This window comes from Aeromonas sp. 25-248 (assembly GCF_053005425.1).
The window spans coordinates 84,826-110,562 of record NZ_JBRKTB010000015.1 but is presented as its reverse complement, the minus strand read 5'-3'; the positions used below and the strand labels follow the sequence as shown (position 1 = coordinate 110,562).

The following is a 25,737-nucleotide window of genomic DNA, read 5'->3' as shown; positions in this document are numbered from 1 at the left end:
TCAAGATTCTGAAAAATACGGCTGGCCGCTTTTACTATATCGGCTTTCCTATGGCGAGAGGGTCCATAGGAAAGCGATATGCAAAGAGGGGCGGGGCCCCTCTTTGCTTGGCGCTTACTTGGCGGCGCCAGCGATGATCTGGGAGAAGTCGTCCACTTTCAGGGACGCGCCACCCACCAGGCCACCGTCGATGTCCGGCTGGCCGAACAGGTCGGCAGCGGTGGCGCCAGTCACGGAGCCGCCGTACAGGATCTGTACCTTGGCAGCCACGGCTGCATCAAAACCGGCCAGGTATTGACGGATGTGGGCGTGAACGGCCTGAGCGATTTCCGGGGTGGCAGTCTTGCCGGTACCGATGGCCCATACCGGCTCGTAAGCGATGACGGCGTTCTCGAAGGAGGCGATGCCGCAGCGATCGATCACGGCCTTGAGCTGGGTCTCGACCACCTGGTTGGTGGTACCGGCTTCGAACTGGGCCAGGGTTTCACCGATGCACAGCACGGGGATCAGGCCGCCCTTCTGGATGGCTTCGTACTTGGCAGCCACCACGTCGTCGGTCTCTGCATGCAGGGTACGACGCTCGCTGTGGCCGACCAGGGAGTAGGTGCAGCCGAAGGCTTTGAGCATGGAGGGGGCGTTTTCGCCGGTGAAGGCGCCGGACTCGTGAACGTCGGCGTTCTGGGCACCGTAGGCGATCTTGCTGCCAGCGGTCAGCTGTTCAACCAGACCCAAAAAGATAACCGGCGGGCAGACGGCCACTTGCACGGAAGGATGAGCGGCAGCGGCCGGGGTCAGTCCTTTGATCAGGGCTTCTACAGAAGCCTTGGTGCCGTTCAGTTTCCAGTTACCCATTACCAGGTGCTGTCTCATCTTCTATATCTCCTAGGCATTTGATTGCGCAACATTATATGAATTGAACCGAGCCCAAGATAGCTGACCCGGCGGCAAATGACGTAATTTTTTTTCGCTTTCCTGATCCAAATCAGGAATGCAAGGCGCGATTGCTCACTCGGTGACCTGCCCACGCAAACGGGCCCACCATACCCCAATCCACTCGTGAATGGCAGCCTCGGAATACATCAGATAACGCCCCTTGGGGAGGTAGCTGTAGAGGGGTTGCGGCTCCTGACTCTGCTTGGCGGTGTAATCGGTGGGAGCCGGCACCGCATCGAGTCCCTGACTGCGATAGAGGGCCATGGCCCGGGGCAGGTGGGTGGCCGAACTCACCAGTGCCACCCGCTTGCCGTTGAGGTGGGCGGCGATGCTGACCGCCTCGTCATGGGTGTCTTTGTTGTTTTCAAACAACGTCATGTGCGCTCGCGGGATGCCAAGGCTGGCCGCCATGCGGGCGTTGACCTCGGCGTTCGACAGGGGATCCCCGGCCACGGCACCGGAGAAGACCAGCTCGGCCTCTGGATAGGCCAGGGCCAGGCGAACCCCTTCCAGGGTGCGCGCCAGGGAGATGTTGTTTTGCCAGGCGCGCTCTGGGATGGCCGGATCGCTCACATGACCGTTGCCCAGCACGACGATGGCCTGGATGTCAGGATGCTGGCTCACCTCGAAGGGGGGATAGGTCTGCTCCAGGCTGCGGGCCAGCTCGTAGCTCACCGGCCGCGTCCCCATCAGGGCGATGATCACCAAGGAGAGGGTCGCCAGCAGCCTGCCGCTTTTTTGAAAGCGGGTGAACCAGAGCAGCACGAGCGCCAGCACCAACAAGGAGAGAGAGAAGGGGAGCGGCATCAACAGATGGCCCAGCCATTTCTTGATGACAAAGAAGTTGAGCTCGAACACGACAGAGACGTCCTTGAGTTTTCAGCAAATTCGGGATGTGACAGAATACCCCTCTTTTTTCCTGTGGCCCAATCCTGTGTGGTTCCTCCTGCGGCCCTCATGGCGGGGCGGTCGAAGATGAGTGTGTCTTGAAGCAAGATCAGAGTTTTGACGGGCGCGCGGACAAGTTCGCTCGCAACATTTACGACTCCACCAAGGGGCGCATTCGCACCACCATTGTCTGGAGTGACATCGAAGCCTGCCTGGCGCGCCTGGGCAACCGGCCGCTGCGCATCCTGGATGCCGGCGGCGGCTTTGGCTACTTCGCCCAGAAACTGGCGGCCATGGGCCATCAGGTGGAGCTGTGCGATTTGTCGGCAGAAATGCTGGATCTGGCCCGGGAGCAGATCGCCCAGAAGGGCTTGGAAGACAGAATTCGTCTCATCCATTGCCCCATTCAGGATCTCAAGCACCAGGTGACCGGCACCTTCGATCTGGTGCTCTGTCACGCGGTACTGGAGTGGCTCGCCGAGCCGCGCCAGACCTTGCTGGGTCTGTTCCCTTTCGTCAAGGCTGGGGGCATACTGTCGCTGCTTTTTTACAATCGTCACGGCCTCCTGTTCCAGAGCCTGGTGGTGGGTAATTTCGACTATGTGCGCCTGGGCCTTCGCAAGAAACGCCAGACCGCCCTGACTCCCACCAACCCTCAGTTGCCGGAGCAGGTCTATGACTGGATAGGCCGGGGGGGATTGCGGATCATCGGCAAGACCGGGGTGCGCGTCATCCACGACTACATGCGCCACAAGCAGGATCAGGTCGAGAAGTTCGAGGACCTGCTGGCCATGGAGCAGCAATATTGCCGCCAGGAGCCCTTTGTTTCCCTGGGGCGCTACATCCATGTGATGGCCCAGAAACCGGCCGGTTGAGACACACCGGCGTGAATACGATGCGGGATCCAGCCGCCGGGGCGCCACCGACCCCGGCCTATATCACCACGGCGGGCGAAGACCTGCCGACTATAACAACGAGATGATAACGTCATGATGAGTACATCCCGTACCCTGCCAGAGACGGTGGGATGGGTCAGACAGGAGGGGTTGGCGCTGAACCTCCCCACCGACAGGCTGGCCTTTCTGATAGCGATCAAGACGCTCTCCGAGGACGAGTCTGATCTCTCTGAGGCCGCGCTGCACGATGCCTTTGGCTATGTCAGCAGTGCCTTCGGCCAGATGGACGAGACCCTCACCGGTCGCGCCAACAACGCCATCAACGATCTCATTCGCCAGCAACTGCTGTCGCGTTTCACCACCGACATGGTGGCGGGGGAGAGCCTCTACCGCCTGTCGCGCCTTGGCATGAGCATCGTCGATTTCTTCATGGATCAGCGCCAGGTGGACTCCATCAAGCTCTCCATCCTGCTCGAGCACCTGGCGGCCGAGCTCGACACCGCCCGCAAGGCGGCGCTCGAGACCAACACCCGGGAGCAGTGGGACGCCGAGGTGCTGCCGCGCCTCTCCTTCTCCCTGGAAGAGACGCTCGGGCGCATCGATCTCACCCAGCGCGCCATGGACGAGCAGCAAAACCAGGTCAAGAGCGAGATCGCGGCCCTGCTGACCCAGAACTGGGTCGATGCCATCCACAGCTGCGAGAAGCTCCTGCACGAGACCGGCCAGACCCTGCGCGAGTTGCAGGACACCCTGGACGCCGCCGGCCACCGCCTGCAGGCGGGGCTGCTCAACATTCAGGAAGCGGCCCAGGGGCGCGATGATCTGTTCCATGTCGAGGAGCTGACCCACGCCCTGCAGGGGCGTCTGGACGTCATCACCGCCTGGGGCCAGCAGTGCATCGAGCTCTGGTCCCGTTATGACAGGCACGTCCACAAGTTCATCCGCAACGCCATCGACATGGACAAGAACCGCGCCTTCAGCCAGCGGCTGCGGGAATCCATCCGCAACTTCGAGCAGCACAGCTGGTTGTTGCGGGTGGCCGAAGAGCCCCGTTTGCTGGAGCTTCGGGATGAAACCATCGCCATCCACGACGAGGAGGTGACCGGCGAGGTGCCCCTCGAGATGGAGTACGTGGAGATGGTGGACATCAACCAGGAGCTGGCGGAGCGCATCGAGCGCTACCTGGCCCGCTACCCCGAGCAGGGAGATCGGCTGGATCTTGCCGACGTGCTGCGGGAATACCTGCTGGACTACCCGGCCCATGCCCACTTCGACGTGGCGCGCCTCCTGATCGATCAGGCCGTGCGTCTCGGCCATGCCAGCGGTGAGCGCGAGCACCACCGCCAACCCGCATGGAAACCCATCAACCAAGCTGGATCCAAGGTTCAGGCCTATGTCATCGATCAATACTGAGTTTCCCTTGCCCCTGCGTCTCGCAGAGGCCATCGCCAACCCCTTGTTTCCGCGCATCGACACCGCCCTGCGCTCCGGTCGCCACATCAGTGCCGACGAATTCGAGCAGCACTCTGCCCTGGTGGAGTACCACCAGGAGCTGGAGATCTTCTACGGCCGCTATCAGGTGGAACTCATCAAGGCGCCGGAAGGCTTCTTTTACCTGCGTCCGCGCCCGAGCGCCGACATCGGAACAACAGTGTTATCTGAGCTCGATATGCTGGTGGGCAAGGTACTCTGCTACCTCTACCTGAGCCCGGATCGCCTCGCCTCGGAAGGGGTGTTCGCCATGGGCGAGCTGCAAGAAGAGGTGCTGAGTCTGGCGGACGAGAAGCAACTGCTGCGCATGGTCAACAGCCGCTCCGGCGGCACGGATCTGGACAAGAAGAAGCTCCTCGAGAAGATCCGCACCTCCATGCGTCGCCTCAAGCGCCTCGGGATGATCACCCCCCTTGGCAACAGCGACAAATTCCGGGTCAACGAATCCGTGTTCCGCTTCGCCGCCGATGTGCGCTCCGACGAGGATCCTCGCGCGGTGCAACTGCGGATGATCCAGGAAGGGGAGGCTATCTTCCACGACGACGAGATGCCGAGCAGCGATTCCCTGTTCGAGGATATCGAAGAGGATCTGGACGAAGAGCAGCTGGAGCTGGAGGTGGAAGATGATCTGCAACGTTAATGTGCCGGCACTGATGGTGTCTGCCGGTTTGATGGAGAGTGTGGCGTGAGAGGCAAATTCAAATCCCTGACCATGGTCAACTGGAACGGCTTCTTCGCCCGCACCTTCGATCTCGACCAGCTGGTCACGACCCTGTCCGGCGGCAACGGCGCGGGCAAGTCCACCACCATGGCGGCCTTTATCGCGGCCCTCATTCCCGACCAGTCACTGCTTCACTTCCGTAACACCACGGAGGCGGGCTCCTCCAGCGCGTCCCGCGACAAGGGGCTCTACGGCAAGCTGCAGCGCGGCCACTGCTATTCGCTGCTGGAAGTGATGAACAGCCGCGAGCAGCGGATCTGGGTCGGCGTCCACCTCGAACAGGTGGCCAACCGTGACAACAAGGTCAACATCACCCCGTTCGCCCTGGTGGATGTGCCCGAGCACCTGGCGCCCACGGATCTGCTGCTGGAGAAGCTCGATGACGGCAAGGGCCGGGTACGTGCTTTCGCCGATCTGAAGGGGGCGGCAGCGGAGCTCGGCGCCATCAAGGTCGCCAAGTTCAATACGGTGACCGACTATCACAACTTCATGTTCGAGTTCGGCATCACGCCGAAGAAATTGCGTGATCAGAAGGATCGCGGCAAGTTCTATCGGCTGATCGAGGCCTCCCTCTACGGCGGCATCTCCTCGTCCATCAGCCGCTCCCTGCGGGAATACCTGCTGCCGGAAAACTCCGGGGTGCGCAAGGCGTTCCAGGACATGGAGGCGGCCATCTACGAGAACCGCCGCACCCTGGAAGCCATCAAGGAGACCCAGGGTCAGCGGGATCTCTTCAAGAACCTGATCACCGAGACCACCCACTATGTGGCCGCGGAGTATGTGCGGGGCGCTGCCGAGAAGAGCCGCCTCTCCGAGCTGGCCCTCAAGGCACGCTCTGAGCTCGCCGGCAAACGCCGCCTGCTGGCCGAGGAGAAGCAGCGCGCCATCTATCTGGCGGACGAGGTGGATCAGCTCACCAACCGCGAGAAGCTCCTGACCGACGAGCTGGAGTCCGCCGCCGAGCACCTGGCCAAGGTGATGGCGGCCGTGGCCCTACAAAAGAAGATTGCCCTCTATCGCGCCGATCTGGCGGAGCTCAACGACAAGCTGGAGCAGCAGCAGGCGGTGGTGGAAGAGATCCACGGCCAGTTGCTGGAAGTGGAAGAGCGCAAGGAGCTGGCCCAGGCAGAGGTAGACAGCCTCAAGACCCAGCTCGCCGACTATCAGCAGGCGCTCGATATCCAGCAGACCCGCGCCATCCAGTACCGTCAGGCGGTGCAGGCCCTCGATGCTGCCCGCGAGCAGTGCGAGTTGCCGGGGTTCGAGCCTGCGCAGGCGAGCGACACCCTGCACCAGTTCCGCGCAGCCGAGCAGAGCTTGACCAGCCGGGTGCTGGGGGCCGAGCAGCAGTTGGCGCTGGCCAAGGCGGCGGTGGCCGAGCACGAAGCGGCGCTGGCGCTGCTGCTCAGCATCGCCCCCGAGACAGTGCGCGAGGCTGCCTGGCCCACCGCGCAGGGGCTGCTCAAGCGCCACATCGAAGACAAGGCCCGCATTGCCCAGGGCCAGGGTCTGCGCGCCGCCCTGGCTCGCCTCGAGAAAGAGAGCGAAAGCCAGAAGACCCTCTTGCGGCTGCGAGACGAGCTGGCCCAGGCGTCTGGTCAGCACATTGCCAGCCAGGACGAGCTGGAGATCTTCCTCGAAGCCCAGCGCACCCGCCAGGAGGAGCTCTCCGAGCAGCAGGCAGAGGCCAATCAGCGCCGCGCCAGCCTCGAGCATCAGGGCACTCAGCTGGGTCGCGATATCGCGGAACTGACCAAGCTGGCCCCGCGCTGGCTCAAATCCTTTGAAAAACTCGAGCAACTGCGCGAGCAGAGTGGCTTGGCCTTGGCCACCGCCGAAGAACTCTCTTCCGGCATGCAGAGCGTGCTCGACAAGGAGCGGGAGTTCGAGCAGGAGAGCAACCGCATTCAGGGCCAGAAACAGGCGCTGGAGATGCAAATTCGCAACCTGCAGCTGGGTGCCGGCGAGGCGGATCCCCGTCTTGCCCGCATCGCCGAGCTGGTGGGGGGCGTGCTGCTCTCCGATGTCTACGACGACATCTCCATCGATGATGCCCCTTACTACTCCGCGCTCTACGGCCCGGCCCGCAGCGCCCTGGTGGTGCTCGACCTCGAAGGCGCCATCGAGCGGCTGAAAAAGCTGGAAGATTGCCCGGAAGATATCTACCTCATTCAGGGCAACCCAGACTCCTTTGACGAGGATCTGGTGGAAGCGGATGAGCTGGGGGACGCCGTGCTGGTGCGCACCAGCAAGCGTCAGGTGCGCTTCTCCCGCTACCCCGAGCTGCCGCTGTTTGGCCGCGCCGCCCGGGAAAAACGGATCGAGCAGCTCGATCTTGAGCGGGAAAACCTCATCGAGGGCTACGCCAAGGCCGCCTTCGAGCAGCAGAAGTACCACCGTCTCTACGGCCACTTCCGCGACTTTATCGGCCAGCATCTGGATATCGCCTTCCGCCCGGACCCCGAAGCCGAGGTGCAGGCCAAACAGGCCGAGCAGCGCAAGCTGCAAGAAACCATCGCCGAGTGCGACAAGCAGCTGAGTGATGCCAAAGCCGCCGCCGCCCAGCTGACCCGCCATATCCAGCTGGTGCAGGGGATGCTGCCCTTTGCCCACCTGTTTGCCGAGGCAGACCTGGCGGCCCGCCTCGAGGCGGCTCACGCCGACGTGGAGGCGCTTAAAACAGCCGAAGCCTTTATCGCCAAACACGGCAAGGCGCTGGAAAAACTGGAAACCATGGTGCAGGTGCTGCGCCAGGATCCCCAGGATCTGGCGGCCCTGCAGGCGGCCTTTGACGAGGTGAGTGACCTGCTGGCCGAGCAGAAGCGCCGCTGCTACGCCCTCGATCAGCTGGTGGCCCGTCTGCCGCACTTTGCCTATCAGGATGCGCAAGACCTGCTGGGCAAGGCCTCCGAGATGAGCGAGCGACTCAAAGAGAAGCTCAAGGCGGCGGAGCTTGCCGCCCGCACCGCCGGTGAGCAGCACAAGCAGGTCACCCAGCGCCACACCGAGGCGCTGCAACTGCGCACGGCGCTCGATTCCAGCGCCTCGGCCAAGGGGCAGACCCTGGCGGAGTTCGAGCAGGAGCTGGCGGCCATGGGGCTGACCCTGTCGGATGACATGGAAGAGAAGGCCCGTGCCCACAAGAAAGAGATTGAAGAGCTGCTTATCCGCACCCGGACCCGCCGCACCAGCGCCGAGGCCCAGTTGCAGGTGTGCAAGCGCGAAATCGAATCCCTTGGCGGTCGTCTCAAGCTCGAAGGCAAGGATTACTACAGCGCCCGCAAATCCCTGGTGGGTCACAAGGCGAGCTGGTCGCGGGTGGTGCGTCTGGCACGGGAGACCGACGTCGAGAAGCGTCTGAACAAGCGCGAGCTGGCGTACCTCGACAGCGACGAGCTGCGCTCCATGTCGGACAAGGCCCTCGGCGCCCTGCGGGTGGCGGTGGCCCACGACGAGGCCCTGCGCGATGCGCTGCGTCTGTCGGAAGGCAACCGCAGCACCGAGCAGAAGGTCGCCTTCTACGTGCAGGTCTACCGTTACCTCAAAGATCGCATCCGCAACGACATCATCCGCTCGGACGATCCGGTGGAAGCCATCGAGGAGATGGAGATCGAGCTGGCGCGCCTCGCCGACGAGCTCAAGCAGCGGGAAACCCATCTGTCCCTCTCCTCCCACGAGGTGGCGGCCAAGATCACCAACATCATCCGCCGGGAGCAGAACCGCATCCGGGTATTGAACCAGGGCCTGCAGAACATCGCCTTCGGTCTGGTGCGCGGGGTGCGTCTCAACGTCAATATCCGCGAGGCCCACACTCGCCTCCTGACGGCGCTGGCCGATCAGAGCGCCATGCACAACGATCTTTTCGCCGACAAGGAGCTCAGCTTCTCCGAGGCCATGGCCAAGCTCTTCCAGCGTCTCAATCCGCAGGTGGAGCAGGGGGAGCGCAACTATCAGGTGATGGGGGACGTGCTGCTGGATTATCGCAACTACCTGGAGCTGGAGATCGAGGTGCAGCGCGGGGCTGACGGCTGGCTGCGTGCCGAGAGCGGCGCCCTCTCCACCGGTGAGGCGATCGGCACCGGTCAGGCCATCCTCTTGATGGTGCTGATCAGCTGGGAGGAGGAGTCCCGCCGTCTGCGCGGCAAGGACATCGCTCCCTGCCGCCTCTTGTTCCTGGACGAAGCGGCGCGGCTTGATGGCAAATCCATCGCCACCCTGTTCGAGCTGTGCGAGCGGCAGGACATGCAGCTCCTCATCGCGGCGCCGGAGAACATCAGCCCCGAGAAGGGCACCACCTACAAGCTCATCCGCAAGGTGCAGGGCAAGCACGAGCACGTGCATGTGGTGGGGCTGCGCGGCTTTGGCTTTGCCGACGACAAGCTCATCGCCTGACATCTTCCCCTGACAGGGGCTGACGGGTGAACACACAAACGGGAGGCCTGGGCCTCCCGTTTTACATGGGAAATATGAGAGAGTAGGCCCCTGTTAACGGAAGCCCGACTGGCGATGCTGGTCGCTCTGTCCCATCGAGGAAGCAACGCATGACGACGCGACAAAAAGGGCTGCTGGCCTCCCTGTGCCTGCTGCTGGCCGCCTGCAGCAGCCAGCCTGATGCAGGCAGTGCGGGCAACTGGCGAGGCTATAGCGAGACGGGGCTCGCCTCCTATTACGCCGATCGCTACCACAACAAGCGCACCGCCAGCGGGGAGCCTTACCAGCGCCACGCCAACACCGCCGCCCACATGACACTGCCCTTCGGCGCCCTGGTCAGGGTCACCAACCTGGCCAACGACAAGAGCGTGGTGGTCAGGGTCAACGACAGGGGCAATTTCCCCCGCGGGCGCATCATCGATCTCTCCAAAGCGGCCTTCAGCGCCATCGGCAATCCCCGATCCGGGCTTATCAAGGTCAGGATTGAGGTGCTCTAGTCGCCGGTTCTGCATGTGCCCGAGCCCCTCCATACCCGGGCCGCTGGAAGAGGATGCTTCCCAGTGATCGCGGGCCATCTTCTTCATTCCATTGGTGAGGTCGCCGACGCGGCTTCCCATTTTCCGGTGTGCCATTAAGATAGCCAAACGAAAAACAGGGTGTCTTTGCCATCTGGCGGCAACCGGGCATGACATGGTGTGTGAGACCCCCTTCAACCCCTGCCCATGTTTCGCCGCTAAGGAGCAGGCTATAAAGTGAGACGTCATTCACAGGGAGGATCAGAACATGACTGACAAACGCGCCATTCAGGCAACGGCCATCCCCGAGCACAAGGCAAAGTCCCTCTATCCGGAGCCCTTTGCCTCCCTGGTCAAGCACCGCACCCGGCGCAGGCTGGGGGATCATTTCGGCCTCGCCAATTTCGGGGTCAATCTGACGACCCTGGCACCGGGAGCCATCTCGGCGCTCAAGCACCATCACGGCCTGCAGGACGAGTTCGTCTATGTGCTCTCGGGCAATCCCACCCTGCGCCACGGGGAGGAGGAGTACCGGATGTCGCCGGGGGAGTGCATCGGCTTCAAGGGGGGCAGCGGCCTGGCCCACCAGTTGCTCAACCACGGTGAGGTGGACGCCGTCTATCTCGAGGTGGGGGACAGGCTGCCAGGGGATACCGTCGACTATCCCGACGACGATCTGGCCCTGGTACAGGGGGCCGATGGTGCCTGGTCAGCCAGACACAAGGATGGCAGCCCCTACTAGGGGGAGCTCTTCGGGCAATGAGAGAGACCTCCATGGTGTTCAGCCCCTTTTCTGCTGTCAGGGCAGAGGATTTTCTGCCGCTGCTCAACGACGAGACGCTGCGAAAGCACCTGATCCCTCACCCGCTTTTCGATGTGGCCGGGGTGCGCGACTGGATGGCGCACAAGCTGGGAGTCGACGCCCGGCCAGGTTGCCGCGTGCGCGCCATCTTCCTCGACGGCACCCTGGCGGGGTGGTGCGGCATCCAGCCCGATGACGAGGGAGTGGAGCTTGCCATTGTGCTCGCCAGGGGCGGCTGGGGAAGCGGCGTGGCGATTTTCAACGAGATGATGGGGTGGGCGAGGGAGCTTGGCCATCGGACGATCCTCTTTCACTTGCTGGATACCCGCCCGCCTTATCGATCCCTCGCCAGACGGGCCATCTGGGTGAGGAAAACGCGCCTGGGCGAACACCCTTTCACCACCTATTGCCTTGACGTTGAGCGCTGGTCTGCAGGCCCTTAGCCTGGACCAGGGGGCAGCAAGCCGTGCCGCCTCCTGGCGGGTCCCGTTGCCACCCTTTGCGCCATGATCCCTCCCGCTCGTTTGTTCCTCCGTGCACGGCGTGGTTATCCACCCCGTTGAACACAGTGTTCATTCTGCCCCCCTATATGGCCTCCACCGTCCTGCCTACACTGGGCAACGTCTGATGGGGGGCATCCGGCAGTATAAATCGCTGTCCAGGTTGCACTCTCTGGCGTGTTGACGATGTACAACGGAGAAAACTGGATGAAAAAAGAGACAGACAAACTGGTATCGATCGCGGTGCTCAAGGCCCGTGACGGCATGGGAGAGCGCCTTCGCGATACCCTGCTTGCCTTGATTGACCCCACTCGCCAGGAGCCGGGCAACCTCGATTACGTACTGTTCGAGTTGAAGGATGAACCCGGCACCTTCTACATGCGGGAAGCCTTCGTGAGTCAGGCCGCCCTGGATGCCCACTGTGAGACCGCGTATTTCCAGGCTTTCGCTCGCCAGGCGGACGAGCTGCTGGCCGAACCCCTTCGGCTTGTCTTCATGGAAGAAGTGAGCCCCTGATCCTTGCCGCAGAGCCCGATGATCCCCTCATCGGGCTTTTTGCCTTCAGCCTCGCTCCGGCAGGTTCATCTGCTCGCTCATGGTGTCGATGAAGTGGCGGATGGCGGTGGTCGTCGGCTGCCCGGCCAGGGGCGGAGCATGGAGCACGCAGAGATCGGCGGGGATCCCCTGCTCGAGGCGGATGAAGCGCACGTGGGGCCACTTCTGGCGGGCGTAGCTCGCGGGCACAAGGGCCACCTGCTGGCTGGTGGCCACCACTGCCATCAGGGTATTGGGCTCCACCACCTCCTGACGCAGGCGGGGGTAAAAGCCCTCCACCAGGCAGGCGTTGATGATGAGATCCGTGGAGGCGGAGTTGGCGCGGCTCATCAGCACGAAGGGCTCTGCGGCGAGTTCAGGGAGGGAGACCCGCTTGCGATCCCGCAGGGGATGCTCGTCCGATACCACCAGCACCATGGACTCCCGATAGACAGTCTCGGCCTGCAGCGGGTGGATGTTGAGGGTGTCGGCGAAGCGGGCGAGGCCGATGTCTATCTCCTTGCTGGCCAGCGCCTGCTTCTGGCGCTCGGGGGAGAGCTCGGTGAAGGAGATCTCGCACTCGGGGTGGCGCTGGTGACACTGGCGGATCACCTCGCCAAAGCCGGCCCAGAAGATGGAGCTGACCAGCCCGATGCGGATCTGGTTGCGCTCCATGCGCCCTGCCTGCACCACCCGGTTGAGGCCGCTCTCCAGCACGTCGAACAGGCGATCGCATTCGGCCTGCAGCAGGCACCCTGTGGGGGTCAGGTTCACCTGGCGGGTGTGGCGCTCAAACAGGGTCACCCCCAGCAGGGATTCGAGTTCCTTTATCTGGGCGCTGAGCGGCGATTTGGAGACATTGAGCCGCAGGGCTGCCCGGCTGAAGTGGCCCTGGCTGGCCACTTCATGGAAGTAACGCAACATCTTGAGGGTGACGCGATCGCGCCATTGGGTGTCCGGGAACATGGTCTCTCCAGGCTTTAAGGGTGAGATCGCCGTCAAAGTTCGGGCACGGGAATGGCGGGGCAGGGAGGCGGGTCCCTCCTGACACCGCGATCCGCATCACATCGGGTTTCCCCCTCCGGCGACCCGTTTGACGGTGAAATGGCATGAAGCAGCGGTTTTTGGGCCATTTCGGGTGCGTCATTACCCCATTATGTCGGTCATTGTGTTGTATATCGGGATAATCAGGCCGATTTTAGCGATTTTTGTCGTCCAATGCCTCCCCTAGAGTGAGCGTCATGTCTCATTCACAGCCTCAAGAGGTACAACTCATGCAACACGATCCCGTACTCAACGCCGTCGCCACCATTCTTGCCCGCAAGCCGGGGTTTGCCCCCCGCGCCGCCATGATCCTGGGCTCCGGCCTCGGCGTGCTGGCCGATGCGCTGGAAGAGAAAGTCACCATTCCCTACGAGGAGCTGGACGGCTTCCCGGTCAGCACGGTGGCCGGTCACAGCGGCGAGCTGGTGCTCGGCAAGCTGCACGGGGTAGATGTGGTCTGCATGAAGGGGCGCGGCCACTACTACGAACACGAAACCATGAAGGTGATGACTACCCCGGTGCGCACCTTCAAGCGCCTGGGCTGCGAGCTGCTGCTGGTAACCAATGCGGCCGGCTCGCTGCGCCCGGAGCGCATCGGGGTCGGCTCCCTGGTCATCTTCAACGATCACATCAACACCATGCCGGGCACCCCCATGACGGGGGCCAATGACGAGGCCTACGGCCCGCGCTTCTTCAGCCTGGCCAATGCCTATGACAAGGGGTTGCGCAGCGAGGCGCTGGCGCTGGCCGAGCGGGAGGGGATCGCCGTCAATCAGGGGGTGTTCGTCTCCTACAGCGGCCCCTGTTTCGAGACCGCCGCCGAGATCCGCATGATGCAGATCATCGGGGGCGACGTGGTGGGGATGTCGGTGGTGCCCGAGGTGGTCAGCGCCGCCCACTGCGCACTGCCGGTGCTGGCCATCTGCGCCATCACCAACATGGCGGAGGGGCTGGGGGATGTGCAGCTCTCCCACGAGCAGACCCTCAAGTGCGCCAAGCTGGCGGAAGCGGACTTCATCCGCCTCATCAACGCCTTCATCCAGCACCACTTCCAGTAAGCAGGGAACGACCAGGAGGTCAGATATGTTTGCAGCAGGATTTCTCGGTATGGCGGCGCTGATCCTCATCGCCGTGTTCGCATCGACCAACCGCAGGGCCATTCGCCTGCGCACCGTGGGGCTGGCGCTGGCCTTGCAGGTCGCCATCGGTGCCCTGGTGCTCTATGTCCCGCTGGGGCGCCGGGCGCTGGAGGGGATGGCCCACGGGGTCGAGGCGGTGCTGGCAAGCGGCAAGGCGGGGATCCACTTCCTGTTTGGCAACCTGGTCAACTTCTCGGTGGACGGCATCGGCTTCGTGTTTGCCCTCAACGTGCTGCCCCTGGTGGTGTTCTTCTCGGCGCTCATCGCCGTGCTCTACTACCTCGGCATCATGCAGGTGGTGATCCGCATCATCGGTGGCGCCATGGCGCGGCTGCTCGGCACCTCCCAGACCGAATCCATGTCGGCGGTGGCCAACGTCTTCGTCGGTCAGAGCGAGGCGCCGCTGGTGGTCAAACCCTACATGCCCAGGATGAGCGATTCGGAGTTCTTCGCCGTCATGTGCGGCGGCATGGCCTCGGTCTCCGGCACCGTGCTGGCGGGCTACGCCATGATGGGAGTGGACATGCAGTACCTGCTGGCGGCCTCCTTCATGGCGGCGCCGGGCGGGATCCTGTTTGCCAAGCTGATCATTCCCGAAACCAGCCAGCCGGATTACGTCTTTGACACCAGCATCCAGTTTGATGGCAAGAAGCCGGAGAACGTGCTGGCAGCGGCAGGCGAGGGGGCCAGCAGCGGCCTCAAGCTGGCGGCGGCCATCGGCGCCATGCTGATCGCCATGATCGGGCTGGTGACCCTGGTCAACACCCTGCTGGGCGGGGTGGGGGAGATGGTGGGCATGCCGCTCTCCCTCGAGCTCATCCTGGGCTGGATCTTCTCGCCGCTCGCCTTCCTGCTCGGGGTACCGCTGGCGGACATCGGCATCGCCGGCGCCATGATCGGCAAGAAGCTGGTGGTGAACGAGTTCGTGGCCTACAGCGATCTGGCGCCCTACCTGAAAGACGCCAGCACGGTCACCGCTGCCGGTCTGCAGGTGCTGGAGGAGAAGTCCAAGGTGATCATCAGCTTCGCCCTGTGCGGCTTTGCCAATCTGGCCTCCATGGGGATCCTGATCGGTGGCCTGGGCACCCTCTGTCCCTCCCGCACCGACTTCATCGCCCGCTACGGCCTGCGTACCGTGCTGGCTGCCACCTGTTCCAACCTGATGAGCGCCGCCATCGCCGGGATCTTCTTCTCCCTGGCCTGAGCGTCCCATCCCTTGTTCCGGGGCGCTGCGGCGCCCCTCTCTTATCCCGACAGGAGCCTTCCATGATTCCAGCTACTGCTTTTTCACCAGCCTGCGTTGCCACCGAGGCGGCCAGCCGGGCCATCCGCTTGATGGACCTCACCAGCCTCAACGACGATGACCACGACGCGCGCATCATCGCCCTCTGCCACCAGGCGCAGACCCCCGTCGGCAACACCGCTGCGGTGTGCATCTACCCGCGCTTCGTGGGGCTGGCCAGGCTCACCCTGGCGGCTCAGGGCACCCCCGAGGTCAAGGTTGCCACTGTGGTCAACTTCCCCCACGGCGACGATGATCTGGCAACCGTGTTGGCCGAGACCCGCGCCGCCCTCGCGGATGGCGCCGACGAGATCGATCTGGTGATCCCCTGGCGTGCCTTGATGGCCGGGGACGAGGCCCCCGCCCGGGCGCTGGTGCGCGGCTGCAAGGCGTTGTGCGGCGCCCGGGTGCTCAAGGTGATCATCGAATCCGGCGAGCTGCAGGAGCCTGCGCTTATCCGCGTGGCCTCCCTGCTTGCCATCGAGGAGGGGGCCGACTTCATCAAGACTTCCACCGGCAAGGTGGCGGTCAATGCCACCCCGGCGGCGTGCCGCACCATGCTGGCGGCCATCGCCGAGTGCGGTGTGCAGGATCGGGTGGGGTTCAAGGCGGCGGGCGGGGTGAAAAGCGCACGGGAGGCGGCGGAGTATCTCGCCATGGCGGCCGCACTCTTTGGCGAGGAGTGGCTGGTGGCCGAGCGGTTTCGTTTCGGTGCTTCCAGCCTGCTTGGCCAGTTGCTGGCAACCCTGGGCGAGGGCAAGCTGTCCCCTGCGACCGACCACGGTTATTGATCTCTTCCGTCGGCGCCTGCGGGCGCCCTTGCTGACAGGTGTATCCCATGTCTTTACTTCCCCATGTTGCAAAGGCCCACGGCAAGGTGTTGCTGTTCACCCTGCTCATCAGCCTCTCGTTTCCCATCGGCAGCGCCCTCACCGCGGTGCTGGACCCGCTGGTGGTCACCTGGGTGCGCTACCTGCTGGCCTCCCTCATTTTCGTCGGGGTGCTGGGGTATCAGGGGGGGCTGGTGCTGCCTTCCCTGCGGGATCTGGGGCGTTACACCCTCATTTCGTTGCCGGCCCTCTGCTACTTTGTCGCCATGTTCGTGGCATTGCAGGAGACCAGCGCCCTCGATGCCAGCGCACTCTACACCACGGTGCCGCTGATCAGCGCCCTGGCCGGAATGGTGATCTTGCGCCGCGCCATCGGCTGGGGAATGGGGCTGGCCCTGCTGGGGGGCATGGTGGCTGCGGCCCTCATCATCTTTCGCGGCGATCTGGGATTGGTGGCGAACCTCAGCCTCACTCCCGGCAATCGCATCTACCTGTTCGGCTGCGTGGCCATGGCCCTCAACCCCATCCTGATCAAGCGCTGCTACCGGGGGGAGTCCTTCCTCCACCTGACCGGCTGGACCCTCATCTGCGCCACTGTGCTGCTCACCCCGGTGGCGCTGCCCGGATTGCTTGAAACCGACTGGAGCCGGGTCTCCCTGCCGGTGGGGCTGGGACTTGGCTATCTGGCTCTCTTTGCCACGGCGCTGAGCTTCTTGTTGTTCCAGCAGGGAAGCGTGGCGCTGCAACCGGAACAGGTGTCAGCCTATACCTACCTCATCCCGGTGATGGTGCTGCTCACCGGCATGCTGACCGGGGAGACAGTACACTGGGAACAGGTAGGCTGGGGGGTAGGGGGTGTGCTGCTGACCATGATGGTCATGGTGCTGCTGCCCCTTCATGCCGGCAAACGTGGGGCGGTCTGAGGGGCCGCCTGTCGCCCTTATCAACCAGGGAGTGCGTTATGAGAAGAACCCTGATCCTGGTACGCCATGGCAAGTCGAGCTGGGAGGACGCATCTTTGTCTGACCGCGCTCGTCCTCTGGCGGCGCGCGGGCTGCGCGATGCGCCCCTGATGGGGGCTCGCCTGGCACACCTGGGGGTGAAGCCCGATCTCATCCTCTCGAGCCCCGCCTGCCGGGCCCTGACAACCGCCCGGCTGCTTGCCGCAGAGCTGGGTTATTCACCAAACCACATCGCCATCGACGAGGGCCTCTACGAGAGCGATGCCGAGACCCTTCTCGGGGTGGTGGGGGCGTTTTCAGATGATCTCGCCTGCGTACTGCTGGTAGGCCATGATCCTGCCTTCACCGACCTGGCTCATGGCTTTTCCTCCGGTATCACTCGTATGCCGACCTGCGCCGTCGCCCGCTTCATCTTCGACGCCCCCTCCTGGTCGGCGCTCCCGTCCTGCTCGCCGGTGGTGGCCGTGCTGGACTTCCCGAAGAAGGGGTAGAGGGGGCGTGGGTTGCAAGCAGGCAGAAACGACAAGGGGAGCCTCGGCTCCCCTTGTCGGGATGGTGACGGGGTCATTTGGCCGCGATGGGCCCCTTGGTGCCCGCGTCGTTGTCGACCCAGCCATCTTCTCCCTTGAGGCGGCGATCCCCCTGGATGGTGTAGATGACCATGCCCTCCTTGAACACCAGGGCGCCGTCGGATTTCCTGGCACTGACCTGTTTGTCGTTGACCCACACCTGATCCTTGTCATCGATACGGATGTTCGCGACCGTGGCGCCCGTCTCGGGGAAGGTGGCGACCCAGTTGCCGGCGTAGGGGCTGGCGCTGGCCGCTGCGGGGGCGGCGCCAAATCCGGCGGCGGCGTTCTCGGCCTTGCTCTTGTTGATGTCACAGCCGCTGAGTTCGCTCACCTGGGTACAGCCTGAGCGCTCCAGCTTCTGCTCATAGCTCATGTTCAATCCGCCTTCGTCGGCCGTGGCGGCGGTGCCAAATCCTGCCTTGGCGTTTTCCGCCTTGCTCTTGTGAATATCGCAGCCCTGGGCTTCGGTCACCTGGGTGCAGCCGGAGCGTTCTAGCTGCTCGGCGTATTTGTGGTTGATGGCGTGAACCTGGGCGCTGCCCAACAGGGTGAGGGTCAGGATGAGCGCGGTCTGTCTGAACATGATCAATACCTCTGGCAATGGGTCATTCGGGCTTTCTGCTCCCTGGGCGGCAAGGGGCTTGCGTTGGCGAGCTGCCGCCCTCTCTCACCATAGCAGGAGGGAGCGAAAGAGGATGTCTGCGTCAGCTCTGGGGGATGCGGACCCCCTTGTCGAGGTAGAGGCTGCTGTAGTGGGCGCGGTGGGTGACGAACATCACCTGATGGCGACTGCCATCGGAGAGAATGATGAAATCACCGGCCTGTGCCGGGCTTTGCAAGCGGATCTCGTGTTCGGGGGCCGTCAGCTTGTCGGCCTCCTCCCGGAAGGTGAGGGTGTAGGAATACATATGGCGCTCCACCGCAGGCTCATATACAGACACGCCTACAACTCTAGCCCCGGTAGCCGGGATCCGCGGCGCCCAAGCGGCGCCGATGGTGCAGATAATGTCAGCCGCGGTGAGGCACAGGGATCAGGGACGACCACTGAGCAGGATGGCGCCGCCCAGGGTGATGAAGAGCCCGCCGGTGATGCGGCCAACGAGGCGCTCGCCGCGACCTGGCTTGAAGTAGCGACCGGCGCGCCTGGCCAGGGCGACATAGCACAGATGCACCAGGCTGACGATGGCGCAGATGGTCAGGTACATGGTGATGAACTGCAGCGTCAGCGGACTCTGGTGATCGAGGAACTGGGGCAGCAGGGCGCAGAGGAAGACGATGGTCTTGGGGTTGCTGGCGGAGACCAGAAAAGCTTCTCGCAGCAAGGAGAGGGTGGTTCTGGTGTGTCCCCGCGCGGTGGAGGGAGAGAGCCCTTGGGCACCGGTATTGGCCGCGCGCAGCGCCTTGTAGCCCAGATACACCAGGTAGCCACCCCCCGCCAGCTTGAGGGCGACGAAGAGGGGAGGCAGGGTTTGCAGCAGGGCCCCCACCCCCATGGCGACCAGACCGATGAGGATGGCCTGGCACCCCAGGTTGCCGAGGATGCTGACAAGGGCGGCGCGCCAGCCGTGTTGCAGACCGTTCTTGACCACCAGCAGCACATTGGGGCCAGGGGTCAGGGTCGCCAGCAGATAGGCCAGCGCAAACAGCATCCAGGTATTGGGGTTCATGAGCACGTCCTTGGCGTCAAAGCTGGCATGATGCCAGCCTCTTTGACGAGTCGTCCAGCGGCGTCTCTCCCGGCCCCGAAGAGGATCCAGACGAGAGCAATCAGGTGCAGCATGGTCTGCGGCAGGAAGTGCAATAGGCAAGGATGTGTATAAAAAAACCGCCATCAGGCGGTTTTAATGGTTGTCAGCCCCTATTTCAGGGCTTTTTTCAGCTTCTTGATCTTGCCTTCGTGCTTGGCGATTTTCGCCTGGCGAGCGGCGATCTTCATCTTGATCTCTTTCTTGCTGGCCATGGGGCGGCTCCTTGGTCTCGTGGGCGCCATGGGGATCAGGGTGCCCGGGGTCTTTCCATGCGTGCCGGGAAGGCCCTCTCCATTGGCGCACTGGCGGCCAGGGGAGGGGGCATACCGCGGAACTGGTTTGCAGGATAGTCCAGTTTCCCCCGGATGCCACCCGAACGGCAGGAAACAGAGGCAACAAAAAAGCGCCCCTGGGGGCGCTTCTGGCTTGAAGGGTCGGTATCAGGCCTTCTTCAGGTAGGCGGCCACCAGCACGATCTGCATGCCGTTGACCTTGCCCTCGATGTGCAGCGGGTTGTTGGTCAGGCGAATGCCCTTGACCAGGGTGCCGCGCTTGGCGGTGAAGCCGGCGCCCTTGACGTCCAGATCCTTGATCAGGGTGACGGAGTCCCCTTCCACCAGCACGGCGCCATTGGAGTCGACGGTCGGCACGCTGTCGTCATCGTCGCTGGTCACGCCGGCGTCTGCCCAGGCCTTGACCTCGTCTTCCATGTACATCATGTCCAGCATGTCCTGGGCCCAGAGCTCGCCCCGGGCGACGAGGGCCTTCAACTGGCGCCAGGCCATCACCTGCACCGCCGGCACCTGGCTCCACATGCTGTCACCCAGGCAGCGCCAGTGGTTCACCTCCGTGGTGTCCGGCTGCTCCAGCTGGCCGCGGCAGGTGGCGCAGAGGGCCACGCTGTGGTCGTCGTCGCTGGCGGGGGAGTGCGGCACCGGGAAGGCAGTCAGCGCATGTTCTGCGCCACACAGCTCGCATTTGGCGTTTGCACGGGCTTGCAGGATGGCATTGATGGTCATGATTGGGTTCCGTTTATAGGGGTAAAGCGGCTCGCCGTGGCGGGCTGCGCGAATGAGGGGGCGGAATATAGCACAAATCCCTGCTTTTTGTCAGGCTACCAGCGGCGCACAGGCGAGTGCTTTTTGACGGCAGATCGCTAGAATGAGCCTCCCTTTTTGCGCCAAAGGACAGGTTCACCGTGCTGGCCCACCGTTTTCGACAACTGGACTGCTTGCTCACCGCCGAGCGACGCTGGTGGCAATACCAGCCCTATCACCACCTGGGGATCGCCTTTGCCCGCGAGGAGCCAGCCCTTGCGAAGTGCCTGGCAGCCCTGACCCTTGACGAGATAGCGCACCTCGACGGGGACATGGATGCGCTCTGCGCCCTGCTCGCCCCCTGGATCCCGGCGGGGGCCGAGTTGCAGGCCCTCGGCGAGCTTGCCCCTTTCGCCCCCGAGCCCGTCCAGTGCGCCAGGGCCATGGCGATGTACATGCCGGGACGCAAGCAGGGGCAGATAGAGGCCTTCACCGGCTGTCTGCCCCCCCACCAAGGTCCCTATCTGGAGTGGTGCGCTGGCAAGGGGCATCTGGGACGCCTGGTGTCGCTGCACCGTGGCGCCGAGATCCTGAGCCTGGAGTGGCAGGGGGCGCTCTGCGAGGAGGGGCGGCGGCTCGCCGCGCGCGACGGCGCCAACATGCGGTTCGTGGAGGCGGATGCCTTTGCCGCCGAGTCCGGGGCCCTCATCGCCCCGCACCATCACGCCATGGCGCTCCATGCCTGCGGCGATCTGCACACCCATCTGCTGACGCGGGTGGCCGAGGGGGGCGCCCAGGGGGTGACCCTCTCCCCGTGTTGCTACCACCTCATCAGGGGAGAGCACTACGCGCCCCTCTCCCGGGCCGCCAGGGCCAGTGCCCTGCGCCTTGGCAAGAGCGATTTGAAGCTGCCGCTGCAGGAGACGGTGACCGGCGGTGCCCGCATCGCCCGGCTGCGGGAGCGGGAGGTGGTGTGGCGCCTCGCCTTTGACTGCCTGCAGCGCCAGGTGCGCGGGGTGGATGAGTACCTGCCGGTGCCCAACCTGCAAAAGAGTCTGCTGACCGGGGGCTTCGAGGATTTCTGCCACTGGGCCGCCGAACGCAAGGGGATGGGCTTGCCCGCGGGGCTCGACTACGCCGCCTTGCTGGCACAGGGGGAGCGGCGCTTTGGCGATGTCGCCCGCATGGAGCTGGTGCGCCACCTGTTTCGCCGCCCCCTGGAAATCTGGCTGCTGCTCGATCGCGCCCTCTTCCTTGAGGAGCAGGGCTACCGGGTGGAGGTGGGTACCTTCTGCCCCAAACCCATGACCCCGCGCAATCTGCTGATCCGGGCGGTGCGCGCAGGGGGGATCTGAGCAAGCGTCCGCACAGGTCGGATGGCTGCGGCCGCAAGACCTGGGGCTGGATCCCCCTGCAAACGAGCGCCATCTGAGTGCAGGGAGGCATGGCTCACAATTTCGCCAAATTCTTAATTCTTGTCGTGAATTTAGTTGTCAGGATGCCTATGCTCGCCCTGACATTTTCAAGACAAGGATGGTTACCCATGTTCATGCTCACGCGCACCGCCTGCCTGGTTGCCCTCGTCTGGGCGCTGCCCGGCCAGAGCGCCATGACAATCCAGCCCGATCCCCAGAACAGCGGCGGCTATGTGATGGCGGCGGCGGATCTTGCCAGAGCGGCCCAGGCCAAGACCGCCAACCCCATGTACGGGATCTGGTCCCACGCCCTGGCCACCCGGCCCAATACGGTGGTGGAGGCCATCGTGGCCCGCGCCCCCGGCAACCCGGACAACGTCAAGCGGGTCGAGCGGGTCTTCACCGAATCGGACTGGGAGTTCCTGACCCAGATGGCCGCCCCGGAGTACACCTACGAGCGCTTCCTGCGGGCGGTGGGCAAGTTCCCCGCCTTCTGCGGCGACTACACGGACGGGCGCAATGCGGACGCCATCTGCAAGAAGTCCATCATCACCGCCTTCGCCCACTTTGCCCAGGAGACCGGCGGCCACATTGCCAAGGAGAATGTCTCCGACAACCCCCTGGGGCTGGAGGAGTGGCAACAGGCCCTGGTGCACGTGCGGGAGATGGGCTGGTCTGAGGGGCAGACCGGCTACACCACGGGGTGTGGCCAGAGTGACTGGCAGAACCGGCGCTGGCCCTGCAGCACCGGTCAGGGCTATTTCGGTCGCGGCGCCAAGCAGCTCTCCTATCACTTCAACTACGGCGCCTTCTCCGAGGCCATGTTCGACGGCGACGCCTCTGTGCTCCTCAACAACCCCGGGCTGGTGGCGGACTCCTGGCTCAACCTCGCCTCCGCCATCTGGTTCTTCCTGACGCCCCAGGCTCCCAAACCCGCCATGCTGCACGTCATCGACCGGACCTGGGTGCCCTCCCAGCGTGAGCTGGCGGCGGGCATCGGCTACGGCTTTGGCACCACCATCAACATCATCAACGGTGGCATCGAGTGCGGCGAGCAGAACAAGAACAAGGGCCAGCCGGTCAACCGCATCCGCTACTGGGAGGGGCTCGCGGCCCACTACGGTATCCCGCTGCTGGCGGACGAGAAGAACACCTGCTGGCAGCAGACCCCCTATGGCAGCCTCAACCTCAACGGCGCCACCGACGTGCTCTACACCAACTGGGACGGCAACTGGAAATACTACCCGGACAGACCCGGCGGCTACTCCTTCGAGTGCGATCTGGTGGGGTACCAGACCGCCTATTCGGCCCTGGTGCCGGGGGATTACGAGAAGTGCGTGACCAACTTCTACGGCTCCCACGCCAGCTGGCCCAAGATACGGGTGGTGGCCACGCTGGATCCGGCCCCGGTCGACCCCGGCACGCCGCCGGTGGACGGGGTACCGGCCTGGGAGGCAGGCAAGGTCTACACCGCGGGCAACAAGGTGAGCCACAAGGGGGTCATCTATCAGGCCAAGTGGTGGACCCAGGGCAACGAGCCGGGCAAGGGGGACCCTTGGGCACCGGTGACCTGAGAGTCAATACAGGCGCAAGCACCCCGGGGAGGCCGCGCGCCTCCCTTGTTGATCGCCGCGCTGGCTTGCTGCGCCTCTTTTGGCACTGATAGAGTGCGGGTTCACACCGAGGGAGGATGACCATGAACATCGCCATTCATTTTGAAATTCCGGTACAGGATCTGGAGAGAGCCATCCGCTTCTATGAGGGGGTCTTCGAGACGGTGCTGGAGCGGGTGCAGATCGATGGCAACGAGATGGCGCTCTTTCCCCTGGAAAGTGGCACGGCGGGCTGCTCCGGCGCCCTGGCGAAGGGGGAGAGCTATGTGCCGAGCCTGGATGGCACCCGGATCTATCTGCGGGTGCCTGACATCGAGGGGACCATGGCCCGGGCGCTGGCATCGGGCGGGGCCTGTCTCTATCCCGTCACCCAGGTCGGGGAGGGCCTCCGGGTGGCGGAGTGTCGGGATTGCGAGGGGAATCGCATCGCCTTGCAGGAGGGAACCTGACCATTATTTATCTGGTGCATGGGATATGTTGAGTCATTCACGCGATGAATAAAGAGGGGGATTTTCCCGCTCCGGGAGCCTCAGACCCGCGGTGAGGCCCCGGAATGGTCAGTTGCCGCCCCCCGGATCCCGTGCTACTTCATCTGGTGCGGCAACAAGGCGAGCACCCGTTCGCCCGGTCTGTCGCCCCAACTCTCAGGAGGCATCATGGAAGGGCATTGTCTGTGTGGCGGGATCACCGTGTCGAGCGGCGATCACAAGGAGGTCAACCTGTGTCACTGCGCCATGTGCCGGCGCTGGTCAGGGGGGCCCATGTTCGCGGTGCACGGGGGCAAGGGCGTGCGGTTCACCGGGATGACCCCGGTGGCCTACCGCTCGTCGGAGTGGGCGGAGCGCGGATTCTGCCCCACCTGCGGCACCCATCTTTTCTACCATCTGTTGCCGACGGACGAGTACATCCTCTCTGCCGGCCTGTTTCAGGATCAGGGGTTCGAACTCACCGGGCAGATCTTCATCGACGAGAAGCCCGACTTCTATGCCCTCAAGAACGACACCCCGACCCTGACCGGACTGCAGGTGTTCGAGCAGTTCGCCCCCAAACCCTGAGCCTGTGGCCACCTTGAGGAGAAGCCATCATGGATGAACAACCGAAGGTGAAGGGGCCTGCCTCCTATTTTCCCGCCATCGAGCAGAAATACGGCCAGCCCATCGTCCACTGGCTGACCCTGCTGGCGGGGCGGGAGGAGCGCAAACACATGGCCCTGGTGGCCTGGCTCAAGGACGAACACGCCATGGGTCACGGCCATGCCAATGCCCTGGTGGCCCACTTTTTGGCGCAGCCCGATGCGCCCGGCGTGGCATGACAGTGCCACAGTGCAAAACGTGCAGGACAGCCAGAGGAGCAGAGAGATGAAGATAAGCGTCAGCGTCTGGGTTGCCAGGCCGATTGCCGATGTGTGGCAGGGCTGGAACACCCCCGCCAGCATCATGGCGTGGAACGCCGCCTCCCCGCAGTGGCACTGCCCCCAAAGCCGGGTGGACCTGCGGGTGGGTGGGCGTTTTTGCCACCACATGGCGGCGCGGGATGGCAGCACGGGGTTTGATTTCGAGGGGACCTTCACCGAGGTCACCGCGCCGACGGGGCTCGGCTACGTCATGGACGATGGCCGCGAGGTGAGCGTGCGGTTCGTGGCAGAGCAGGGGGGCACCCGGGTGGAGGAGCGGTTCGATGCCGAGTCCCTGCACAGCGGCGAACAGCAGCGGGCGGGGTGGCAGAGCATCCTGGATAACTTCAAGCGCCATATGGAGGCCGCCGGCTGACCCCTGTGGGGCGCCAAGAAAAAACCACCGCAAGCTGGCGGTGGTTTTTTTATGGCGTTCGCCCGGAGCAAGGCGGGGCGGGGAAGGGGGTCACTCCTCGATGTCCAGCAGCACCAGGATGGCGCTCTCGCCCCCCCACTCCCGCGGCGCCTGGTGAAAGGCGCGCACAGCGGGGTGCTGGGCCAGCCAGCTCGGGATGCGCTGCTTGAGGATGTGCTTGCCGATGCCGTGCATCACCGAGGCGACGTGGATGTTCTCTTTTCGGCACAGGGTGAGCAGGGCCGCCAGCTCCTGCTTGGCCTGGTGCTGGTTCATGCCGTGCAGATCCAGATAAATCTCCGGCGGGTAGCTGCCGCGCTTGAGCTTTTTCAGCTCGAATTTTGACACGTCGTCGCGCACGTAACGGGTCGGCCCGTCCGCCTCGAGATGGGGCTGGTACTCGTCGCTGAAAAAGTGGTCAACCCCAAGCTTTTCGCGGCTCTCGCGCACTTCGCGTTTCTGCTTGACCGGGCTTGAGGAGGCCCTTATGGTATCTTGCTTAATTTTCCGGGTACCTTTGACAGCATCACGAAACAGCAGGCTTTCCTCGTCTGTGAGTGAGGGCGTTTTTTTCAT

Annotated in this window: 27 protein-coding genes; 19 read left to right on the top strand and 8 right to left on the bottom strand. The window is 63.8% G+C overall.

Going from position 1 to position 25,737, the window contains the following annotated elements:
- Nucleotides 1-114: 114 nt before the first annotated feature.
- Nucleotides 115-870, bottom strand: a complete 756-nt coding sequence (gene tpiA, locus ACVDHI_RS17930; protein ID WP_042879260.1) for a triose-phosphate isomerase — start codon at nucleotides 868-870, stop codon at nucleotides 115-117.
- 135 nt (nucleotides 871-1,005) lie between these two features.
- Nucleotides 1,006-1,791 carry an envelope biogenesis factor ElyC gene (gene elyC, locus ACVDHI_RS17925; protein ID WP_447212358.1) on the bottom strand — a complete coding sequence of 262 codons (786 nt, stop codon included), beginning with the start codon at nucleotides 1,789-1,791 and terminating at the stop codon, nucleotides 1,006-1,008.
- Nucleotides 1,792-1,919: 128 nt separating this feature from the next.
- Here elyC and cmoM point away from each other — a divergent pair, with 128 nt between their 5' ends.
- The 8 genes from cmoM to ACVDHI_RS17885 all read left to right on the top strand — a co-directional run bounded on the left by cmoM (nucleotide 1,920) and on the right by ACVDHI_RS17885 (nucleotide 11,693).
- Nucleotides 1,920-2,696 carry a tRNA uridine 5-oxyacetic acid(34) methyltransferase CmoM gene (gene cmoM, locus ACVDHI_RS17920; protein WP_039040723.1) on the top strand — a complete coding sequence of 259 codons (777 nt, stop codon included), beginning with the start codon at nucleotides 1,920-1,922 and terminating at the stop codon, nucleotides 2,694-2,696.
- Nucleotides 2,697-2,810: 114 nt separating this feature from the next.
- A complete protein-coding gene (gene mukF, locus ACVDHI_RS17915; RefSeq protein WP_039040724.1) occupies nucleotides 2,811-4,130 on the top strand; it encodes a chromosome partition protein MukF in 1,320 nt (439 codons plus the stop codon).
- Complete coding sequence (gene mukE, locus ACVDHI_RS17910; RefSeq protein WP_042863921.1) at nucleotides 4,111-4,848, top strand: chromosome partition protein MukE; 738 nt, start codon at nucleotides 4,111-4,113, stop codon at nucleotides 4,846-4,848. The genes mukF and mukE overlap by 20 nt, the downstream gene beginning before the upstream one ends.
- A 45-nt stretch (nucleotides 4,849-4,893) precedes the next feature.
- Nucleotides 4,894-9,321: a chromosome partition protein MukB gene (gene mukB / locus ACVDHI_RS17905; RefSeq protein WP_447212357.1), complete on the top strand. Its 4,428-nt coding sequence runs from the start codon at nucleotides 4,894-4,896 to the stop codon at nucleotides 9,319-9,321.
- A 149-nt stretch (nucleotides 9,322-9,470) separates the two neighbouring features.
- A complete protein-coding gene (locus ACVDHI_RS17900) occupies nucleotides 9,471-9,857 on the top strand; it encodes a septal ring lytic transglycosylase RlpA family protein (RefSeq protein WP_042863918.1) in 387 nt (128 codons plus the stop codon).
- Between the two features lie 286 nt (nucleotides 9,858-10,143).
- Complete coding sequence (locus ACVDHI_RS17895) at nucleotides 10,144-10,617, top strand: cupin domain-containing protein (protein ID WP_039040728.1); 474 nt, start codon at nucleotides 10,144-10,146, stop codon at nucleotides 10,615-10,617.
- 17 nt (nucleotides 10,618-10,634) lie between these two features.
- Nucleotides 10,635-11,120 (top strand): GNAT family N-acetyltransferase, encoded by a 486-nt coding sequence (locus ACVDHI_RS17890; RefSeq protein WP_103243077.1) that lies wholly within the window; start codon nucleotides 10,635-10,637, stop codon nucleotides 11,118-11,120.
- Between the two features lie 264 nt (nucleotides 11,121-11,384).
- The gene (locus ACVDHI_RS17885; protein ID WP_202043628.1) at nucleotides 11,385-11,693 is read left to right on the top strand and encodes a putative quinol monooxygenase; all 309 of its coding nucleotides are present in this window, start codon (nucleotides 11,385-11,387) and stop codon (nucleotides 11,691-11,693) included.
- Nucleotides 11,694-11,738: 45 nt separating this feature from the next.
- On the opposite strand, the gene ACVDHI_RS17880 is transcribed toward ACVDHI_RS17885, so the two are convergent.
- On the bottom strand, nucleotides 11,739-12,677 hold the full coding sequence (locus tag ACVDHI_RS17880; RefSeq protein ID WP_319909213.1) for a LysR family transcriptional regulator: 939 nt from the start codon (nucleotides 12,675-12,677) through the stop codon (nucleotides 11,739-11,741).
- 308 nt (nucleotides 12,678-12,985) lie between these two features.
- Between ACVDHI_RS17880 and xapA the strand changes: the two genes are divergently transcribed.
- The 5 genes from xapA to ACVDHI_RS17855 all read left to right on the top strand — a co-directional run bounded on the left by xapA (nucleotide 12,986) and on the right by ACVDHI_RS17855 (nucleotide 17,459).
- Nucleotides 12,986-13,813, top strand: coding sequence for a xanthosine phosphorylase (gene xapA / locus ACVDHI_RS17875; protein WP_447212356.1), 828 nt, complete (start codon nucleotides 12,986-12,988; stop codon nucleotides 13,811-13,813).
- Between the two features lie 25 nt (nucleotides 13,814-13,838).
- On the top strand, nucleotides 13,839-15,098 hold the full coding sequence (locus ACVDHI_RS17870) for a NupC/NupG family nucleoside CNT transporter (RefSeq protein WP_447212355.1): 1,260 nt from the start codon (nucleotides 13,839-13,841) through the stop codon (nucleotides 15,096-15,098).
- 62 nt (nucleotides 15,099-15,160) lie between these two features.
- Nucleotides 15,161-15,967 (top strand): deoxyribose-phosphate aldolase, encoded by an 807-nt coding sequence (gene deoC, locus ACVDHI_RS17865; protein ID WP_447212354.1) that lies wholly within the window; start codon nucleotides 15,161-15,163, stop codon nucleotides 15,965-15,967.
- Between the two features lie 47 nt (nucleotides 15,968-16,014).
- Nucleotides 16,015-16,929 carry a DMT family transporter gene (locus ACVDHI_RS17860; RefSeq protein ID WP_447212353.1) on the top strand — a complete coding sequence of 305 codons (915 nt, stop codon included), beginning with the start codon at nucleotides 16,015-16,017 and terminating at the stop codon, nucleotides 16,927-16,929.
- Between the two features lie 38 nt (nucleotides 16,930-16,967).
- Complete coding sequence (locus tag ACVDHI_RS17855) at nucleotides 16,968-17,459, top strand: SixA phosphatase family protein (RefSeq protein WP_447212352.1); 492 nt, start codon at nucleotides 16,968-16,970, stop codon at nucleotides 17,457-17,459.
- A 73-nt stretch (nucleotides 17,460-17,532) separates the two neighbouring features.
- Here ACVDHI_RS17855 and ACVDHI_RS17850 read toward each other — a convergent pair whose 3' ends face one another.
- The 4 genes from ACVDHI_RS17850 to ACVDHI_RS17835 all read right to left on the bottom strand — a co-directional run bounded on the left by ACVDHI_RS17850 (nucleotide 17,533) and on the right by ACVDHI_RS17835 (nucleotide 20,307).
- On the bottom strand, nucleotides 17,533-18,123 hold the full coding sequence (locus ACVDHI_RS17850) for a hypothetical protein (protein WP_048208717.1): 591 nt from the start codon (nucleotides 18,121-18,123) through the stop codon (nucleotides 17,533-17,535).
- A gap of 121 nt (nucleotides 18,124-18,244) precedes the next feature.
- A complete protein-coding gene (locus ACVDHI_RS17845; protein ID WP_039040737.1) occupies nucleotides 18,245-18,448 on the bottom strand; it encodes a hypothetical protein in 204 nt (67 codons plus the stop codon).
- 123 nt (nucleotides 18,449-18,571) lie between these two features.
- The gene (locus ACVDHI_RS17840; protein WP_447212351.1) at nucleotides 18,572-19,207 is read right to left on the bottom strand and encodes a LysE family translocator; all 636 of its coding nucleotides are present in this window, start codon (nucleotides 19,205-19,207) and stop codon (nucleotides 18,572-18,574) included.
- Between the two features lie 521 nt (nucleotides 19,208-19,728).
- Nucleotides 19,729-20,307, bottom strand: a complete 579-nt coding sequence (locus ACVDHI_RS17835; protein WP_039040739.1) for a PhnA domain-containing protein — start codon at nucleotides 20,305-20,307, stop codon at nucleotides 19,729-19,731.
- A gap of 179 nt (nucleotides 20,308-20,486) precedes the next feature.
- Between ACVDHI_RS17835 and ACVDHI_RS17830 the strand changes: the two genes are divergently transcribed.
- The 6 genes from ACVDHI_RS17830 to ACVDHI_RS17805 all read left to right on the top strand — a co-directional run bounded on the left by ACVDHI_RS17830 (nucleotide 20,487) and on the right by ACVDHI_RS17805 (nucleotide 25,122).
- The gene (locus ACVDHI_RS17830; protein ID WP_447212350.1) at nucleotides 20,487-21,680 is read left to right on the top strand and encodes a methyltransferase; all 1,194 of its coding nucleotides are present in this window, start codon (nucleotides 20,487-20,489) and stop codon (nucleotides 21,678-21,680) included.
- A 188-nt stretch (nucleotides 21,681-21,868) separates the two neighbouring features.
- Nucleotides 21,869-23,314, top strand: coding sequence for a chitinase (locus tag ACVDHI_RS17825; RefSeq protein WP_201926158.1), 1,446 nt, complete (start codon nucleotides 21,869-21,871; stop codon nucleotides 23,312-23,314).
- Nucleotides 23,315-23,436: 122 nt separating this feature from the next.
- Nucleotides 23,437-23,802: a VOC family protein gene (locus tag ACVDHI_RS17820; RefSeq protein WP_323901649.1), complete on the top strand. Its 366-nt coding sequence runs from the start codon at nucleotides 23,437-23,439 to the stop codon at nucleotides 23,800-23,802.
- Nucleotides 23,803-24,009: 207 nt separating this feature from the next.
- Entirely contained in the window at nucleotides 24,010-24,408 is a 399-nt protein-coding gene (locus ACVDHI_RS17815; RefSeq protein ID WP_447212349.1) for a GFA family protein, read from the top strand.
- A 29-nt stretch (nucleotides 24,409-24,437) separates the two neighbouring features.
- Complete coding sequence (locus ACVDHI_RS17810; RefSeq protein ID WP_042863908.1) at nucleotides 24,438-24,665, top strand: DUF4287 domain-containing protein; 228 nt, start codon at nucleotides 24,438-24,440, stop codon at nucleotides 24,663-24,665.
- Nucleotides 24,666-24,711: 46 nt separating this feature from the next.
- Nucleotides 24,712-25,122, top strand: coding sequence for an SRPBCC domain-containing protein (locus tag ACVDHI_RS17805; RefSeq protein WP_042881036.1), 411 nt, complete (start codon nucleotides 24,712-24,714; stop codon nucleotides 25,120-25,122).
- A gap of 90 nt (nucleotides 25,123-25,212) precedes the next feature.
- Here the strand turns inward: ACVDHI_RS17805 and smrB are convergent, their stop codons facing one another.
- A complete protein-coding gene (gene smrB, locus ACVDHI_RS17800) occupies nucleotides 25,213-25,737 on the bottom strand; it encodes an endonuclease SmrB (protein ID WP_041211465.1) in 525 nt (174 codons plus the stop codon).

Excerpts from the sequence above, each read along its gene's own strand:
- ACVDHI_RS17890 (WP_103243077.1), top strand. The coding sequence starts at position 10,635 with ATGAGAGAGACCTCCATGGTGTTCAGCCCCTTTTCTGCTGTCAGGGCA.
- ACVDHI_RS17895 (WP_039040728.1), top strand. The coding sequence starts at position 10,144 with ATGACTGACAAACGCGCCATTCAGGCAACGGCCATCCCCGAGCACAAG.
- xapA (WP_447212356.1), top strand. The coding sequence starts at position 12,986 with ATGCAACACGATCCCGTACTCAACGCCGTCGCCACCATTCTTGCCCGC.
- ACVDHI_RS17870 (WP_447212355.1), top strand. The coding sequence starts at position 13,839 with ATGTTTGCAGCAGGATTTCTCGGTATGGCGGCGCTGATCCTCATCGCC.
- mukE (WP_042863921.1), top strand. The coding sequence starts at position 4,111 with ATGTCATCGATCAATACTGAGTTTCCCTTGCCCCTGCGTCTCGCAGAG.
- ACVDHI_RS17840 (WP_447212351.1), bottom strand. The coding sequence starts at position 19,207 with ATGAACCCCAATACCTGGATGCTGTTTGCGCTGGCCTATCTGCTGGCG.
- tpiA (WP_042879260.1), bottom strand. The coding sequence starts at position 870 with ATGAGACAGCACCTGGTAATGGGTAACTGGAAACTGAACGGCACCAAG.
- ACVDHI_RS17825 (WP_201926158.1), top strand. The coding sequence starts at position 21,869 with ATGTTCATGCTCACGCGCACCGCCTGCCTGGTTGCCCTCGTCTGGGCG.
- ACVDHI_RS17900 (WP_042863918.1), top strand. The coding sequence starts at position 9,471 with ATGACGACGCGACAAAAAGGGCTGCTGGCCTCCCTGTGCCTGCTGCTG.
- ACVDHI_RS17810 (WP_042863908.1), top strand. The coding sequence starts at position 24,438 with ATGGATGAACAACCGAAGGTGAAGGGGCCTGCCTCCTATTTTCCCGCC.
- ACVDHI_RS17880 (WP_319909213.1), bottom strand. The coding sequence starts at position 12,677 with ATGTTCCCGGACACCCAATGGCGCGATCGCGTCACCCTCAAGATGTTG.
- ACVDHI_RS17845 (WP_039040737.1), bottom strand. The coding sequence starts at position 18,448 with ATGTATTCCTACACCCTCACCTTCCGGGAGGAGGCCGACAAGCTGACG.
- ACVDHI_RS17815 (WP_447212349.1), top strand. The coding sequence starts at position 24,010 with ATGGAAGGGCATTGTCTGTGTGGCGGGATCACCGTGTCGAGCGGCGAT.
- smrB (WP_041211465.1), bottom strand. The coding sequence starts at position 25,737 with ATGAAAAAAACGCCCTCACTCACAGACGAGGAAAGCCTGCTGTTTCGT.
- ACVDHI_RS17805 (WP_042881036.1), top strand. The coding sequence starts at position 24,712 with ATGAAGATAAGCGTCAGCGTCTGGGTTGCCAGGCCGATTGCCGATGTG.
- ACVDHI_RS17885 (WP_202043628.1), top strand. The coding sequence starts at position 11,385 with ATGAAAAAAGAGACAGACAAACTGGTATCGATCGCGGTGCTCAAGGCC.
- ACVDHI_RS17835 (WP_039040739.1), bottom strand. The coding sequence starts at position 20,307 with ATGACCATCAATGCCATCCTGCAAGCCCGTGCAAACGCCAAATGCGAG.
- ACVDHI_RS17855 (WP_447212352.1), top strand. The coding sequence starts at position 16,968 with ATGAGAAGAACCCTGATCCTGGTACGCCATGGCAAGTCGAGCTGGGAG.
- deoC (WP_447212354.1), top strand. The coding sequence starts at position 15,161 with ATGATTCCAGCTACTGCTTTTTCACCAGCCTGCGTTGCCACCGAGGCG.
- ACVDHI_RS17820 (WP_323901649.1), top strand. The coding sequence starts at position 23,437 with ATGAACATCGCCATTCATTTTGAAATTCCGGTACAGGATCTGGAGAGA.
- ACVDHI_RS17850 (WP_048208717.1), bottom strand. The coding sequence starts at position 18,123 with ATGTTCAGACAGACCGCGCTCATCCTGACCCTCACCCTGTTGGGCAGC.
- mukF (WP_039040724.1), top strand. The coding sequence starts at position 2,811 with ATGATGAGTACATCCCGTACCCTGCCAGAGACGGTGGGATGGGTCAGA.
- ACVDHI_RS17860 (WP_447212353.1), top strand. The coding sequence starts at position 16,015 with ATGTCTTTACTTCCCCATGTTGCAAAGGCCCACGGCAAGGTGTTGCTG.